Raw genomic sequence first — 15,687 nt, 5'->3', positions numbered from 1 at the left:
ATTATTCATGCAAATTAAGAATATATTGCTAAAAAATACTTGTGCTTGAGGTTCGGGCGCATCTAATCCTTTAGAACCGATAGTTCACATGAGATAATCCTATGAACCTCATTCAAATTTGCATTATTATGGGGTTGTTTATGCAAGTACGCGCTTAATCAAAAAAACGCTAACCCAAAATAAAAGTATTCCAGCTTGGCTAATAATTTTACAATAATGCCTTCAAAAAAGGGTAGGGCCCCATGAACCCCTTTATTGTATATATTGGGCTATCCATAAAATATATAAACTTAAAGTTAGTCTTTTATGTGACCGCGGAGGTGAAGGCTGTGTCTTTAGCTACACCGCTCCACATTGAAAACGCAAAAAAGCTGCATTTACTTATTTCAAGCATAACAACCCCAATATGTGGAGTTAACTTCGTGACCGCGGAGGGATTGGCCGCTCCTTTCCCTATAACTATCCGCATTGAAAATCAAAATCCCACAAAATCAAAAAAGCAAGCTATTATTTTGCTTGCTTTCTTATTTATTCGTGACCGCGGAGGGATTACCTTCGGTTTTCCCTTGAGCTCCGTTTTGAAAACCACAAAACGAAACATTCGCCTTCTTCAAAAAAGAAGCGAGCTTCATTTTTGAAACTCGCTCATATTTCCACTTTTTTGTGGTTCATTCGTGACCGCGGAGGGATTCAAACCCCCAACCCTCAGAGCCGAAATCTGATGCGCTATTCAGTTGCGCCACGCGGCCGATTCTTAATATATTCTCTTCCTTTTCCTGTTTTTAAGAACTTCTCCCTTGCCAAAGCGTCTTCCTTAATCTCAAAAGTCTCTATAAAAAGTATTCTCCAAGGAACATATGGTTTAGTCGATTTTGTCTTCCCTGAATTATGTTGTCTTAAACGTTTCTCAACATTTCTTGTAAATCCAACATAATTCCTTCCAAAATCGATACTCTTCAAAACATAAACATAATACTCCATCTGATGCGCCCCGACCGGGTCGGGCCCGTATTCAGCGCGTCCGCCTATGGCGGATTGCGCCACGCGGCCTCTTCATTTTAGCGTCGGCTAAGATAATTTATTCTTTACAATTGTAGAAATCGTTTTACCATCGGCTTGGCCGGCCAATTCTTTGGATACGACTCCCATTACCTTTCCCATATCTTTCATGCCCGAGGCACCCATCGAATCGATGGCCATAATCACTACTTTCTCTATTTCTTCTTGCGTCAATTGTTCTGGAAGGAATTTTTCAATGACCGCGGCCTGCGCCAATTCGGGTTCCGCCAAATCGGCCCTGCCCTGTTCGGTAAATATGGCCGCACTGTCTTTTCGTTGCTTGACCAATTTCTGGACTAATTTAATCTCGTCCGCTTCGGTAAGTTCACCTGCGCCACTTTCCGTATTGGCCAATAACAACGCCGACTTTATTGCTCTCAATGACTCTAAGGCAACACTATCCTTAGCTTTCATCGCAATTTTCATCTGTTCCATTACCTCTTGTTGTAAGCCCATAGCATACAGTTTTTAGGAGTGCAAAGATAAAAAATAAACCCGAAAATAATCGGTATTTTCGGGTTTATGGTTATGGGAAAACTTAATTTGAACTAGCCTTAATCTACATTGTCGTTTAGAAAAGAATTATTGGATCGCAATTGGATCTCACCATTACTATCCTCTCCTAAAGTCGTTCTAGATACTTTTTTTTCCTGTGGTATATCGTTTAGGTTGACACCCTGACGTTTATACGCTGGCTGTTTTTCAATTTCGTCAATATTGTTCACTTGATTTTGAAACTTATAATTGAAATCTTTAAGCTTTCTTCGACGCTCATCGGCCCTTTGTTTCAACAATTCTTCAAGAGGCGTATCCATTGGATCGATTTGTTTGTCATCGAAAGTTTGTTGCGCTTGATCCATAGACACAACCTTTCTTTCAAAGACCAATTCGTCTTCAATGATCTTGGGTTCGAATTCTTCCGCTTTTGATTTGGCCCCGGTAAGGCTATTCTCCAATTCCATATAGTCGTCAAGGCTATATCGAGTCTCTCCTTCTTTATTGTACTCCAATACCGGAATCACCTCGATATGATCGTTCACGTCAAGATCTTTCACTTCTTCATCAAGGTCAAACGTAATTACATTGTCCGTATATTCTTCATCATCTTCCGAATTGACCAACGGCAAATCGAAACTCATTTCGATTTGGTCCTCTTCAACTTGCCTTGTAGGTGGCACGTTCCGATCACCGACCTTGGAGTTTTCAATTTCATTCTTCGATTCAATGATTACGAAGTCATCTTCCGAAACATTTTCTGCCAATACCTCATCATAGAAAACATTGAAGTTTCTAATGTAGTTAGAGGTCGGAATCAACTCCATTTCATCTTCACCTCCAAAGTCCTTCAAAATAGGCTCTTCGAAAACTTCAACATCTCCCAGTTGATGAACAACGTTACCGGAAGATAGATTATGTACCGCTTTTTGTTCATCTTCCAAGGTATGGATAATCTTCTTCGATTCGGTATTTACAATGTCATCTTGTTGATCGACATTGAACCCTGTGGCAATCACGGTAACCGCAATGGCGTCTCCTAAATCTTCATCTTCACCCACACCCATAATGATGTTCGCGCCATGACCGGCCTCGATCTGAATATGATCATTGATTTCGCCAATTTCATCAATGGTAATCTCTGAAGTACCCGAAACGATCAACAGCAGTACATTTTTGGCGCCAGTAATCTTATTATCGTTCAACAAGGGGGAATCAAGTGCTTTCATTATCGCCTCATTGGCCCTTGCGGATCCCGATGCCATGGCCGACCCCATAATGGCAGTACCGCTATTCGATAGCACCGTCTTGGCGTCACGTAAATCTATGTTCTGTGTATAATGATGGGTAATCACCTCGGCAATTCCGCGGGCAGCGGTAGCCAGAACTTCATCGGCTTTTGAAAAACCGGCCTTGAACCCTAAATTACCATATACTTCACGTAACTTATTATTGTTGATGACTATGAGCGAGTCAACATTACTTCTAAGTTTTTCGATACCTACCTGGGCTTGTTGACAACGCATATTGCCTTCAAATTGAAATGGCATGGTTACGATTCCTACGGTAAGAATATCCATTTCCTTTGCCTGTTTGGCGATAACGGGAGCAGCACCAGTACCTGTTCCCCCACCCATACCGGCAGTTATAAAGACCATTTTTGTATTATGGTCCAACATGTTCTTGATATCTTCCATACTTTCCAAAGCCGCTTGCTCGCCTACCTCTGGGTTCGCTCCGGCACCCAGTCCTTCGGTCAATGAAACTCCCAGTTGGATTTTATTGGGCACGGTGCTATTGGTCAACGCCTGCTGATCCGTGTTGAGAATCACGAAATCAACACCATTGATTCCAGCTTGGAACATGTGGTTTATGGCGTTGCTTCCTCCTCCACCGACCCCGATGACTTTAATAACATTGCTTTGGTTCTTTGGAAGGTCAAAAGCGATTCCTTCTAATTCCATGTCGTTGCTCATAGTAGTTGTATTATGTATTACTGGTTATTGTTTATTCGCATTATCTACTCGGCGTTATCCAAAAAATCCTTTAGCTTTTCAGACCACTTATCAAAAACCGATTTACGCTCTCTTTTCACTTTGGCAGTTGCTCCGGCCTCTTCATCATGCCCGGCATAGGCCATTTCATGTACTTCTTCTACATCTCTTTTGCCGATAGTCTTTCCTTTTGCCTCGTTTTGAACGGCATTCATCAAAAGGCCCACTGCCGTCGCATATAGCGGACTGGCGATTTCTTCATCGGTATCTCCGGCCAAATGCTCGTTCGGGTACCCGATTCTGGTATCCATTCCCGTAATGTACTCGACCAATTGTTTTAGGTGCTTTAACTGACTCCCGCCGCCTGTAAGTACAATACCTGCAATTAATTTCTTTTTCTGTTCCTCATGGCCATAGTTCTTAATTTCAACATAGACCTGCTCTATAATTTCGACCACACGCGCATGAATGATCTTTGATAGATTCTTAAGCGTAATCTCCTTGGGCTCCCTTCCCCTTAAACCTGGGATGGATACGATTTCATTATCCTTGTTTTCACCGGGCCATGCCGAACCGAATTTGATTTTCAGCAATTCGGCCTGTTTTTCGATTATCGAGCACCCCTCTTTGATATCTTCGGTAATCACGCCGCCACCAAAAGGGATTACCGCGGTATGACGGATAATACCATCCTTGAATATGGCGAGATCCGTGGTTCCGCCACCTATATCTATCAATGCAACACCAGCTTCCTTTTCTTCTTGGCTTAATACGGCTTCAGATGAGGCCAACGGTTCCAATGTAATATTACCGAGATCCAACCCGGCGCTCTTGATACACCTGCCTACGTTCTTGATCGACGACACTTGGCCAACGACCACATGAAAGTTTGCTTCGAGCCTACCACCGTACATTCCGATGGGTTGTTTGATTTCGGCCTGCCCATCGACCTTATACTCCTGTGGGAGAACATGAATAATCTCTTCACCAGGCAACATGACCAATTTATATACCTGGTTCACCAATTTATCAAGATCATTTTCATTGATCACTTCCTCCGAATCGGACCGGGTAATGTAGTCACTATGCTGTAAGCTTCTAATATGTTGTCCTGCGATACCGACGACCACCGAACCTATTTTTAGGCCTGAGTTGACCTCGGCCTCTTCGACCGCCTGTTGGATCGATTTTATGGTTTGGGTAATATTGTTCACCACACCTCTGTGAACACCAAGACTTTTGGACCTACCGATGCCCAATATCTCGATTTTACCATATTCATTTTTACGACCAATTATGGCAACGATCTTTGTCGTTCCTATGTCAAGCCCTACTGAATAATTACCCTGTTCCATTTGATTGATTTATATTTTTGTGCACACTACCTGATTGTTGAACTCAAGACTTACTATGGCAAAGTCATCGAGCGTACTGTCTTTATCGGCCTTTATGTAAAAAGCCTTGAAATTCTTGAACTTTTCCTCGAGATTATCGATACCGCCAAGGTTTACCACGAAGTTTTCCATTCTGAATTTCAATTGATAATTTTCTTCGTCTTCGACATGTATGCCGATTACATTTTTTCTAAGGAAATTGTCATCGTTGATGTACTTTAGAATTTCATAGACATCCTCTAGACTTTTGCCCGTAATCTTACCTGTTATGATGGGCACTCTTGCGGAGTGGCTCATGGATAACGGCATGCGTTTTCCCTCATCATCAAGATAAAACTTTGTACTCCCCTCAATTCTTCCGATTGGCCGTCGCTGAACGATCTTAGACGTAAGCTCCCCATTTACAGTAAGATACACTTGGGCGTTCTTTACCATTTTATTGGTCTCAATGACCTCTTCCATAGTATTCAAAACTAATTTTTCTTTGGGCATGTTCGTGAGGCTCCCATATTTTTGTATTAACAATTTATTAACCATGGCCTCTGTTATATAAAGGTTCTGATCACCAACGAATTCCACGTTAATACCTGTGACAGCCCTTTTTTTACTTCTTTCGTTCGAGAATGCGAAGAGGCCGAAAATGACCAAGAGAAGGGCCATTAATTTGATATAGTCCCAATTAATGCGCATGATCCAGTTCTTTTTTGATTTTTGATATTTCGAGTCCGATGTCACCTGCACCCATGGTGACCAGTACTTCGGGATTTTGTTTTTTAATTTCATCCATGATCTTTGATTTATCGATCAGGGTTTTGTTCTGATTTTCTATTTTATCCAATAACCATTGTGAGGTAATGCCTTCGATCGGTTCTTCTCTTGCCGGATAGATATCAAGCAGCGCAACGCTGTCAAATTTCGACAAGCTCTTGGCAAACTCATCGGCAAAATCTTTCGTTCTTGAGAATAGGTGGGGCTGAAAAATAGCAAGTACACGTTTACCTGGATGCATTTCACCAATAGCATCATAGACCGCACTGATCTCTGCCGGGTGATGGGCGTAGTCATCGATAAAAATAAAGTTGTCTTCTTTGATATGGTATGAAAACCTTCGTTGCACCCCTTTAAAAGTTTCCAAAGCCCCTGCAAGGCGGTGCCGGGGGGAACCAGCTTGTTCCGCCATTGCAAAAGCGACCAGTCCATTAAGCAGATTATGCTTTCCGGGCTTGTTGAATTTTACTCCCGATAGGGTAGCATCGGGAGTATGCAAGTCAAAAATGTAGGCGCCATGTTGTATTTTTAAATTTCTGATACAGTAATCAGAATCGTCTTCTATACCATAGGTAATTCCTTTAAGCGGCAATCCATTGCGAACAAATAATTTTCCGTCGGGCGCTATTCGTTCGACAAATTCTTGAAAAGATTTTTTGAGGGCATCGTGATCTCCATATATATCCAAATGGTCTGCATCCATCGAGGTCACACAGGCCACATCGGGAAACAATCGCAAAAAAGAACGGTCGAACTCATCGGCCTCAACAACCGAATAATCAGCGCCCTCAAAAAGAAAGTTGCTGTTGAAATCTTCTGATATACCTCCTAAAAACGCCGTAAAGGGGGTGCCCGCCTCTTTGAGCAAATGTGCCAGTATACTTGATGTCGTGGTCTTTCCATGCGTTCCTGCGACGGCGAAGCAAAATGTATCTTTCGTTATAAGGCCCAAAACCTCGGACCGCTTTTTGACCTCGAAATCATTTGATAAGAAATATTGATATTCAGAATGACTATTCGGGACTGCCGGAGTATATACGACCAATGTATCGTCAACCTTATCAAATCCTTGCGGTATCAAATCAATATTGTCGTCGTAATGGATATCTATATGCAAATCTCCCAACACTTTGGTCAAAGGTGTTTCGGTCTTGTCGTATCCCGCTACATTTTTGCCAACGAACTTGAAATAACGGGCCAACGCCGACATACCGATGCCCCCGATACCGATAAAATAGACGTTATGTATGTTATTCAGGTTCAAAATATCCGTTATTCTTTGATGGTTGTTTCTTGATGGTTTTTGCTTACCGTTTGCTGTTTACCATTCGCCAATAATCGCTCTATTTCGTCAACGATATGGTCGGTAGCCCTTGGCATGGCCAGTTTTTTAATATTCAGGCCCAATGCCCGCTGTTTTTCTTTTGATTCGTACAAACTTGAGAACACCGAATCGAATTCCGTATCCAATTCTTTTTCCTTAATGAGAATCGCCGCGTTCTGGCCAACCAACGCTTCCGCATTCTTGGTCTGGTGATCCTCGGCAACGTTCGGCGAGGGAATGAATATTACCGGTTTACCAACGATACATAATTCAGAGACCGAACCGGCCCCCGCCCTTGAGATGATCATATCTGCGGCTATATAGGCAAAATCCATTCGATTTAGAAAATCAAAGACCTTTACATCTTGTGATCCATATTTCTTGTACTCATCAAAATAAAGTTTGCCACATTGCCATATCACTTGAACCCCCTTTGCTTTAAAAAAGTCGAGTTTTTGTTCGATCAGTTGATTGATTCTTCTGGCACCTAGACTCCCCCCCAGAATCAACAGGATGGGTTTTGTTCTATCCAGTCCGAAAAAATCCACGGCTTCTTGATTGTCCTTTTGCAGATCGACCAAATCGCCACGGACCGGATTGCCGGTCTTCACGATCTTATCAGCCGGAAAGAACTTTTCCATACCGTCATAGGCCACACATATTTTGGCGACTTTATCTTTCAGCAATTTGTTGGTAATGCCCGCGAACGAATTTTGTTCTTGCAATACACAGGGAATGCCCCGCCCTGACGCCACCTTCAATAAAGGGCCACTGGCAAAGCCTCCTGTGCCCACAACCGCATGGGGCCTAAACCGCGAAACTATTTTGCCTGACTTCACCAAACTACTTATCAGTTTAAAGGGGAACATTAAATTTTTAAGGGTCAGTTTCCGTTGCAACCCTGTAATCCATAATCCTTCTATTTCGTACCCTGCTTGGGGCACCTTCTCCATTTCCATTCTATCCTTCGCACCAACAAACAAAAACTTGGCATCAGGATGCCTTCTTTTCAACTCGTTGGCGATCGCGATGGCCGGGTAAATGTGGCCACCGGTACCCCCGCCCGAAAGTATGAACCTATAATTGCCCACTTAGAACCTCCAATGGATTATTACTGTTCATATCTACCGCCTCTTTTTCAGATATTATATTCTTGTTGCTCACGCTCAAAATAATGCCAATAGCCAAGCAAGTCATCCACCCCGAAGTACCGCCACTACTGATCAACGGCAAATTCTGTCCGGTCACCGGAAACAGTTCGACGGCCACCGCCATATTTATAAGTGCCTGAAAAATAATGGGCAAACCAACCCCCAATGCCAATAATTTTCCGAAAATTGTAGGCGCCCCATTGGCTATGACAACAATTCTGAACAACAGGAACATATAAAAGAACATCAGCACAAAACCGCCCAAGAGGCCATATTCTTCAACAATGATGGCGTATATGAAATCAGAGGAGCTCTGCGGCAGAAAGTTTTTTTGAACGCTCTTACCGGCCCCTTTGCCTACAAGACCTCCTGAAGCGATAGCAATCTTCGCCTTTTCTATTTGGTATACATCTTCGCTATCCTCAGGGTTCCAAAAACTTTCTATACGACTCGTCCAGGTATCCACCCGGTTCGGAAACATATCTGGAAATGCCTTGGCCATAAGTATAAAAATTGTCAAAAACAGGATTCCCGTTCCTACGATTCCTATCAAATATTTAATAGGATATCCTCCTAAAAAACAGAGCAACAATACCATGGAAAAAATAATCGCCGCAGTCGAGAAATTAGCCGGCAAAATGAGTACCACGGTCAAGAAAACAGGAACCCACAAGGGCAAGATACTTTCCGTAAAGGTCACGACCTTATCTTGGACCTTTGTCAAGTATCTGGCCACATAAATCATCAGGACCACGGCCGCCAAGGTCGATGCCTGAAATTTTATACCAATTAAAGGTAAACGGATCCATCGGCTCGCATTGGCACCTTCGACAGTAGTGCCCTGGGCCAATGTGAAAGCCAATAGAATAATAACGATGGGCATTGCGATAAGAGAAAGACCTTTAAAAAAATGTGTAGGAATGCGGTGAACGCCATAAATGATACCGAAGCCCAAAAACAAAAGAACGGCATGTTTGACCAACCAACCCATGGGCGTACCACTGCCAACGACATAGACCAAGTTACTACTGGCACTATATACCGGAAGGAACGAGAATAACCCCAAAAGGGCCACTACCGCCCAAAGTGCTTTGTCACCTTTAATATTTTTAAAAACTTTAATCACTGTTATAAATTTCTTATCGCCGCTTTAAATTGATTTCCACGATCTTCGTAATTTTCAAAAAGGTCGAAACTGGCACAGGCAGGAGACAATAAAACGGTATCGCCCCGCTCCGCAATTTTATAGGCCACTTTCACGGCCTCTTCCATGGCGAAGGTCTCGACCAACAATTCGACCACATTACCGAAAAAATCCTTGATTTTAGAGTTATCGGTACCCAAACAAATTATTGCCTTTACCTTTTCACGTACCAAGGGCATCAGTTCACGGTAATCGTTTCCCTTATCGACGCCGCCAACGATCCAAACAATCGGTGTTTTTACACTGTCCAATGCATAAAAAACCGAATTCACATTGGTCGCCTTGGAGTCATTGATGTACTGTACATGCTGAATTTTCAGCACCTTCTCCAATCGGTGGGGCGCCCCTTGAAAATTCTCGATGCTCTGGCGAATGGTCTCCTTTCGTATCCCCACCAACTTGGCCGCCGTGGCCGCCGCCATCGTATTTTTTAAATTGTGCTTGCCTTCCAATGCCAATGTGTTCGTAGTCATTTCAATCGTATCGTTAGTTGTCGTTATTCTTATATGGTCGTTCTTGAGATATGCTCCTTCATCCAATTCTTTTTGAATCGAAAAAGGCATCAATTTTGATTTGATCGGGTGTTTTTTCAACCAATCGACTATTACATCGTCGTCCGCATCATAGATGAAGTAATCATCTTCGGTCTGATTTTCGGTAATCCGAAACTTTGAGGCGATATAGTTATCAAACTTGTAATCATATCGATCCAAGTGATCCGGCGTGATATTGGTCAAAATGGCGATGTGCGGTTTGAATGTATCAATACCGTCCAGTTGAAAACTGCTGATTTCCAAAACGTAGTAGTCAAAGCTGTTTTCGGCCACCATTTTGGCAAAACTATCGCCGATGTTTCCGGCCATTCCGACATTAAGCCCTGCTTGTTCGAAAACATGGTCGGTAAGCATGGTTGTCGTGGTCTTTCCGTTGCTTCCGGTAATGGCAATTATCGTAGCATCGGTATACTTCACGGCAAACTCTATTTCCGATATTACCGGAATTGCATTTTGTCTCAATTGAACCACTATTGGCACCTTATCGGGTATACCCGGACTTTTCATTACCACATCGGCATTCAGAATTTTGGATTCCGTGTGTTTTTCCTCTTCCCAATCAATCTCAAAATGTTCAAGAACGTTTTTATATTTTTCCTTTATCTTTCCTTTATCGGAAACAAAAACCTCATATCCTTTTTGTTTGCCCAAAATGGCCGTACCTACTCCGCTTTCTCCTCCTCCCAAAACCACCAAACGTTTCATCCTATCTGACTTTTAAGGTCACGAAGGTCACAATGGCCAAAAGGATGCCTATAATCCAAAATCGGGTTACGATCTTACTTTCGTGATATCCTTTTTTCTGATAATGGTGATGCAATGGTGCCATCAAAAAAATGCGCTTGCCCTCTCCTAATTTTTTCTTGGTGTACTTGAAATATCCAACCTGTAGCATTACCGAAATCGACTCGGCAAAGAAGATTCCGCATAACAAGGGAATCAACAGCTCTTTACGAACAATAATCGCAATTACCGCGATTACACCACCAATAGTAAGGCTGCCCGTATCGCCCATAAATACTTGGGCAGGGTAGGCATTGTACCATAAAAACCCGACGAGGGCCCCTGTAAACGCGGTTATAAAAACCAACAGTTCACCCGCCCTGGGGATGTACATAATATTCAGGTATTCAGAAACGATGGTATTACCCGAGACCCAGGCGAAAATACCCAGGGTCAATACGATTATCGCGGATGTACCCCCGGCAAGACCGTCGATACCATCGGTTAGGTTGGCACCATTCGAAACGGCCGTCACGATCAATATTACTATAGGTATGAAAATCAACCAAGCATAATCTTTAGCACCTTCACCGGCCCAAGAAATCAATCGACTGTAGTCCAACTCATTGTTCTTGAAGAATGGTACGGTTGTCATCGTTGATTTTATCTCGGGCCCTTCAACCTTTTCTACAGTATACCGCGCCGTGATCATTGTGCTATCTTGATCTTTCATGGTCACTTCAGGATGAAAATACAAGGTGGCCCCAACGGCCAAACCCAGTACCACCTGGCCCAAAACCTTGAACCTGCCTTTTAAACCCTTTTTATTCTTTTTGAATATTTTGATATAATCGTCGGCAAACCCGATCAGGCCCATCCAAATAGTGGTGACTATCAACAAAATGACATAAATATTGTCCCACCACCTGGCAAATAGCAATACCGGTATCAAAGTCGACATGATGATGATCAAACCTCCCATGGTCGGCGTACCGGCCTTTTGTTGCTGACCCTCTAATCCTAAATCACGAATGGTCTCCCCGATCTGCTTTCGTTGTAGAAACAGTATTACCCGTTTACCATATGCCGTCGCAATGATCAAGGAAAACAAAATTGCCATGGCCGCCCTGAACGTGAGGAACTGAAAAAGTCCAGCTCCCGGCACTTGGTATTCGTTTTCCAAATATTCGAACAGGTAATACAGCATTTATTACTTCTTAATCTATTTGTTCATACTCTCCAATAAGTCTTTGACAATCTCAAAATCATCAAAGTCAATTCTTTTGCCATTGGTTTCTTGATACGTTTCATGGCCTTTTCCGGCAACTAAAATGATATCGTTCGCCACTGCCAATTGGCACGCAGTCTTAATCGCCTGTTTTCGATTTTCGATGGACAAGATTTTTTTGGTGTTCTGGGGCTCTACCCCCGCTTCCATTTCATCGATAATCGCATGAGGGGGTTCAGACCTGGGATTATCGGACGTAAAAATGGCCTTATTGCTCATCTCAGAAGCGATATGACCCATAACCGGACGCTTAGACCTGTCTCTATCGCCACCACACCCCACAACGGTGATGACGTTTTCATTTCCAGTTCTCAACGCGTTGATCGTATCAAGCACGTTTTTTAGTGCGTCCGGAGTATGGGCATAATCAACTATCGCTATAATTTTTTCTTTTGAAACATAGTACTGAAACCTTCCGTCGACATTTTCGAGTTCGCTGAGTAAACGGAGCGTTTCCATTTTTTCCAAACCCAATAGATCGGCCGTGGCGTAGATCGCCAGAATATTGTAGGCATTGAAATTGCCGATGAGTTTTGTCCAAATTTCATTGTCATCGACCTTTATGAGCTGTCCGTCGAATTGATTCTCTAAAACCTGGGCCCTGTAATCGGCGTAAGTCTTTAGTGCATAGGTATATTTTCGCCCTTTTGTATTTTGCAGCATGACCAATCCATTCTTATCATCGATGTTACTTAGCGCGAACGCCTTTTTCGACAGGCCGTCGAAAAGTATTTTTTTAGTATCTCTGTACTCGGCAAAAGATTTATGGTAATCTAAGTGGTCATGTGAAAGGTTAGTAAAAATCGCACCTTCAAAAACCAGGCCCTCGGTTCGTTTTTGATGTATTCCGTGTGAGCTTACTTCCATAAAACAGAACTCTACCCCTATCTGGTTCATCATCTTCAAATGATGGTTAATGGTCAAGGCATCGGGAGTGGTATGCTTGGTGGGCAAAGTTTCATCATCGACCATTATCTTAATTGTAGAGATGAGCCCTACCTTATATCCGGCTTTTTTGAAAAGCTGATATAATAAACTACTAATAGTGGTTTTGCCATTGGTACCTGTAACACCTACCAATTTCAGATTCCTAGAAGGGTTATCGTAAAAATTGGAGGCCATAATGGCCAAAGCTTTGTTGCCATTATCGACTTCGACATAGGTAACACCATCGATTATTTGCCCAGGAAGTTCTTCACAAATAATCGCCCTAGCCCCCTTATCAATCGCCTTTGAGATATAGTTGTGCCCATCGGTCAATGTGCCCTTGATGGCAACGAAAACATCGTCCATACCCACTTCGCGCGAATCAAAACGAATCTCGTTTATCATAACATTGGTGGATCCGCTAACAGCGGTAAGGCCTACACCGTACAATATGTCCCTTAACAGCTTCATGAAAGTTCCAAGACAATTTTATCGACCTTATTGATATCGGTACCTTGATTAATGGACTGTTTTCTTACCTTGCCGTTACCCTTTACCTCAACTTTAAGTCCTAAATTCTCTAATATGGAAATAGCATCCATACCGCTCATTCCCCTCACGTTTGGCACCTTGTTATATTTCTTCTGTGCTTCGGCATAGTATTTTTCATAGGCATCTTCCAAAGTAGGCTCTTCGGCAATCTTCATTTCGACCTCATCGATCAAGGGATTGTTGGCGTATATTTTTTGTGCTATGGATTTAAACACCGGTCCGGAAACATCGGCGCCATAATACCCCACACTTCTGTCGGGTTCATGAATGACCACTATGCACGAATATTTCGGATTTTCCGCGGGAAAATACCCTGCGAAACTTGAGATATATTTCAGTTTATCGGGGTCTTTGGCCACGTAGTTCTTTTGTGTTGTGCCTGTCTTGCCCGCCATTGAGAAATTTCTGGAATATAACCCATGACCGGTACCATGTTCTTTCTCCACCACATTCTTCAAAAGCTGTTTTACCTTATCGATGGTCTCTTGTGAGCATATCGATGGATCTATAACTTCTTTTTCAAAAGTCTTTACCCTACGGTTCATTTCCCTAACCTCTTTGATCAATCGTGGTCTGACCATCTCACCATTGTTGGCAATGGCGTTATAAAATGTCAAGGTCTGCAAAGGAGTCAACGAAACCTCATATCCATAGGCCATCTGGGCCAAAGAAAGACCCGACCAACCCTTGTCGCCAGGAAACCTTATCACCGGAACCCCCTCGCCCTGAATGGGCAATCCGAGCTCCTTGTTCAGTCTCATGCCCATCAATCCGTTAACATACTTTCCAGGATTTTCCTTGTAGCCATTATGTATCATTTTGGCAAAAGCGGTGTTCGAAGAGACCTCAAATGCCTTACCAACCGAAATTTTACCATAGCCACCATGCTTGGAATCTTTTACCCTGTGGTTATAGATTTTCCAAGACCCTTTCTCGGTATCGATGACCGTGCTGGTATCGATTACTTTATGCTCAAGGGCGTTCACCAAATTCATAAGTTTGAAAGTCGAACCCGGCTCATGCGACTCACCGATTGCGTAGTTCAAACGTTCATAGTATTTATCCTCCTTGGTCCTCCCCAAATTGGCAATTGCTTTGATCTCACCTGTCTCGGTTTCCATTACAATAACACACCCATGATCGGCCTTGTAATGTTCAAGCTGCTTCAAAAGAGCGTGGTGGGCAATATCTTGAATGTTCACGTCGATGGTCGAGTACACATCATAGCCGTCTTTTGGTTCAATAATGTTATCTAGGCCGATCGGCTTCCATTGACCCTTTGCTATTTTCTGTTTTAAGCGCTTACCTTCGGTGCCTCTGAGGTATGGGCCGAAAGCCCGTTCCAATCCGACCCCGGCATACCTATTGTACTCATTCAAACGTTCGTAACCCACGCTGCGCTCGGCAATTTTTCCCAAAGGATGTTCACGAACCGTTTTTTGTTCGATGATCAACCCCCCTTTGTAGGGCCCTTTGTTGAGAAGTGGAAAATTCTTGACCGCCATATAATCGGAATAGTCAAGATTTCGGGCCAATAATGCATACCTATTTTTGTTCTCTTTCGCTTTGCGCAGTAACTGCTGGTAATGTGATGATGACTTGCCCAGCAATTTTGCCAAAGCGTCGGACAATGGTTTTACATTTTCCTTAAAATCGATATCACTTACGGTTTGAGCATCAAATCGAATTTCATAGCGTGAGACCGAGGTGGCCAACAAACTGCCATCATCGGAATAAAGATCTCCGCGGTTCGGGGCGATCGTGAACATCTTTGTGGTTCGCTTTTCGGCAAGACCACGGTATCTTTCACCTTCCATGACCTGAATAGTGACCAACTTAAAAAGAACGGCACAGGCAAACAAAAACAGAAATGCCACAACAAAGTATAACCGGTTCAATATGCGTTTATCGGTGACTGCCATTTATTCCTTAACTGATTTTACCCTGATTTTTTTCGGGGGAACTTCTGATGGGTACAATTCTTTCCCAGCCAAATTTTGGGTGATTGTCGATTCAAGTTTCAATTTTTGTATGTCTTTGTGAATATCGACGAACTCGCTTCTCAATTCTTTTACCTCTTCGCTCAGAACCGCGATCTGATGTACCTTTTTATCTGCACTGTGCGAACTACCGATCATCACCGCCGCCAAAAAGGATGTAAAAATGATGAACAACCAATTCTTAGGGGCGTCATCGCTCACCAAGAATTTTCCTTTCAACAAGTCCAATAGTCCTTTTTTCATCACACCTTATA

At 42.9% G+C, this 15,687-nt stretch carries 14 protein-coding genes and 1 tRNA gene; 1 reads left to right on the top strand and 14 read right to left on the bottom strand.

Going from position 1 to position 15,687, the window contains the following annotated elements; translation table 11 throughout:
• Window positions 1–242 precede the first annotated feature (242 nt).
• Window positions 243–638: a hypothetical protein gene (locus ACEZ3G_RS14330; RefSeq protein WP_432426200.1), complete on the top strand. Its 396-nt coding sequence runs from the start codon at window positions 243–245 to the stop codon at window positions 636–638.
• Between the two features lie 37 nt (window positions 639–675).
• Here the strand turns inward: ACEZ3G_RS14330 and ACEZ3G_RS14325 are convergent.
• The 14 genes from ACEZ3G_RS14325 to ACEZ3G_RS14260 all read right to left on the bottom strand — a co-directional run bounded on the left by ACEZ3G_RS14325 (window position 676) and on the right by ACEZ3G_RS14260 (window position 15,676).
• Window positions 676–749 (bottom strand) — tRNA-Arg (locus tag ACEZ3G_RS14325).
• On the bottom strand, window positions 727–1,044 hold the full coding sequence (locus ACEZ3G_RS14320) for a GIY-YIG nuclease family protein (protein WP_432426199.1): 318 nt from the start codon (window positions 1,042–1,044) through the stop codon (window positions 727–729). The genes ACEZ3G_RS14325 and ACEZ3G_RS14320 overlap by 23 nt, the downstream gene beginning before the upstream one ends.
• Window positions 1,045–1,068: 24 nt before the next feature.
• Entirely contained in the window at window positions 1,069–1,515 is a 447-nt protein-coding gene (locus ACEZ3G_RS14315; RefSeq protein ID WP_432426198.1) for a GatB/YqeY domain-containing protein, read from the bottom strand.
• Between the two features lie 98 nt (window positions 1,516–1,613).
• On the bottom strand, window positions 1,614–3,530 hold the full coding sequence (gene ftsZ, locus ACEZ3G_RS14310; protein WP_432426197.1) for a cell division protein FtsZ: 1,917 nt from the start codon (window positions 3,528–3,530) through the stop codon (window positions 1,614–1,616).
• A gap of 44 nt (window positions 3,531–3,574) precedes the next feature.
• The gene (gene ftsA, locus ACEZ3G_RS14305) at window positions 3,575–4,903 is read right to left on the bottom strand and encodes a cell division protein FtsA (protein WP_432426196.1); all 1,329 of its coding nucleotides are present in this window, start codon (window positions 4,901–4,903) and stop codon (window positions 3,575–3,577) included.
• Window positions 4,904–4,912: 9 nt separating this feature from the next.
• On the bottom strand, window positions 4,913–5,632 hold the full coding sequence (locus tag ACEZ3G_RS14300; protein WP_432426195.1) for a cell division protein FtsQ/DivIB: 720 nt from the start codon (window positions 5,630–5,632) through the stop codon (window positions 4,913–4,915).
• Window positions 5,622–6,974 (bottom strand): UDP-N-acetylmuramate--L-alanine ligase, encoded by a 1,353-nt coding sequence (murC, locus tag ACEZ3G_RS14295; protein ID WP_432426194.1) that lies wholly within the window; start codon window positions 6,972–6,974, stop codon window positions 5,622–5,624. The genes ACEZ3G_RS14300 and murC overlap by 11 nt, the downstream gene beginning before the upstream one ends.
• 8 nt (window positions 6,975–6,982) lie before the next feature.
• Complete coding sequence (gene murG, locus ACEZ3G_RS14290) at window positions 6,983–8,125, bottom strand: undecaprenyldiphospho-muramoylpentapeptide beta-N-acetylglucosaminyltransferase (RefSeq protein ID WP_432426193.1); 1,143 nt, start codon at window positions 8,123–8,125, stop codon at window positions 6,983–6,985.
• Window positions 8,112–9,311: an FtsW/RodA/SpoVE family cell cycle protein gene (locus ACEZ3G_RS14285; protein WP_432426192.1), complete on the bottom strand. Its 1,200-nt coding sequence runs from the start codon at window positions 9,309–9,311 to the stop codon at window positions 8,112–8,114. The genes murG and ACEZ3G_RS14285 overlap by 14 nt, the downstream gene beginning before the upstream one ends.
• Window positions 9,312–9,313: 2 nt before the next feature.
• Complete coding sequence (gene murD / locus ACEZ3G_RS14280; protein WP_432426191.1) at window positions 9,314–10,648, bottom strand: UDP-N-acetylmuramoyl-L-alanine--D-glutamate ligase; 1,335 nt, start codon at window positions 10,646–10,648, stop codon at window positions 9,314–9,316.
• Between the two features lies 1 nt (window position 10,649).
• Window positions 10,650–11,873: a phospho-N-acetylmuramoyl-pentapeptide-transferase gene (gene mraY / locus ACEZ3G_RS14275; protein WP_432426190.1), complete on the bottom strand. Its 1,224-nt coding sequence runs from the start codon at window positions 11,871–11,873 to the stop codon at window positions 10,650–10,652.
• 15 nt (window positions 11,874–11,888) lie between these two features.
• Complete coding sequence (locus tag ACEZ3G_RS14270) at window positions 11,889–13,352, bottom strand: UDP-N-acetylmuramoyl-L-alanyl-D-glutamate--2,6-diaminopimelate ligase (protein WP_432426189.1); 1,464 nt, start codon at window positions 13,350–13,352, stop codon at window positions 11,889–11,891.
• Window positions 13,349–15,355: a penicillin-binding protein gene (locus tag ACEZ3G_RS14265; RefSeq protein ID WP_432426188.1), complete on the bottom strand. Its 2,007-nt coding sequence runs from the start codon at window positions 15,353–15,355 to the stop codon at window positions 13,349–13,351. The genes ACEZ3G_RS14270 and ACEZ3G_RS14265 overlap by 4 nt, the downstream gene beginning before the upstream one ends.
• Window positions 15,356–15,676: an FtsL-like putative cell division protein gene (locus ACEZ3G_RS14260; RefSeq protein WP_432426187.1), complete on the bottom strand. Its 321-nt coding sequence runs from the start codon at window positions 15,674–15,676 to the stop codon at window positions 15,356–15,358.
• Between the last annotated feature and the right edge of the window lie 11 nt (window positions 15,677–15,687).

This window comes from Meishania litoralis (genome assembly GCF_042611095.1).
Classification (GTDB): Bacteria; Bacteroidota; Bacteroidia; order Flavobacteriales; family Flavobacteriaceae; genus Meishania; species Meishania litoralis.
Note: the sequence above shows the minus strand (reverse complement) of the source record. Positions and strands in the feature narration are given on the sequence as shown.

Bases quoted from the DNA above. Each gene is read 5' to 3' on its own strand.
- ACEZ3G_RS14330 (WP_432426200.1), top strand. From the start codon at position 243: ATGAACCCCTTTATTGTATATATTGGGCTATCCATAAAATATATAAAC.
- ACEZ3G_RS14315 (WP_432426198.1), bottom strand. From the start codon at position 1,515: ATGGGCTTACAACAAGAGGTAATGGAACAGATGAAAATTGCGATGAAA.
- ftsZ (WP_432426197.1), bottom strand. From the start codon at position 3,530: ATGAGCAACGACATGGAATTAGAAGGAATCGCTTTTGACCTTCCAAAG.
- ftsA (WP_432426196.1), bottom strand. From the start codon at position 4,903: ATGGAACAGGGTAATTATTCAGTAGGGCTTGACATAGGAACGACAAAG.
- ACEZ3G_RS14300 (WP_432426195.1), bottom strand. From the start codon at position 5,632: ATGCGCATTAATTGGGACTATATCAAATTAATGGCCCTTCTCTTGGTC.
- murD (WP_432426191.1), bottom strand. From the start codon at position 10,648: ATGAAACGTTTGGTGGTTTTGGGAGGAGGAGAAAGCGGAGTAGGTACG.
- mraY (WP_432426190.1), bottom strand. From the start codon at position 11,873: ATGCTGTATTACCTGTTCGAATATTTGGAAAACGAATACCAAGTGCCG.
- ACEZ3G_RS14270 (WP_432426189.1), bottom strand. From the start codon at position 13,352: ATGAAGCTGTTAAGGGACATATTGTACGGTGTAGGCCTTACCGCTGTT.
- ACEZ3G_RS14265 (WP_432426188.1), bottom strand. From the start codon at position 15,355: ATGGCAGTCACCGATAAACGCATATTGAACCGGTTATACTTTGTTGTG.
- ACEZ3G_RS14260 (WP_432426187.1), bottom strand. From the start codon at position 15,676: ATGAAAAAAGGACTATTGGACTTGTTGAAAGGAAAATTCTTGGTGAGC.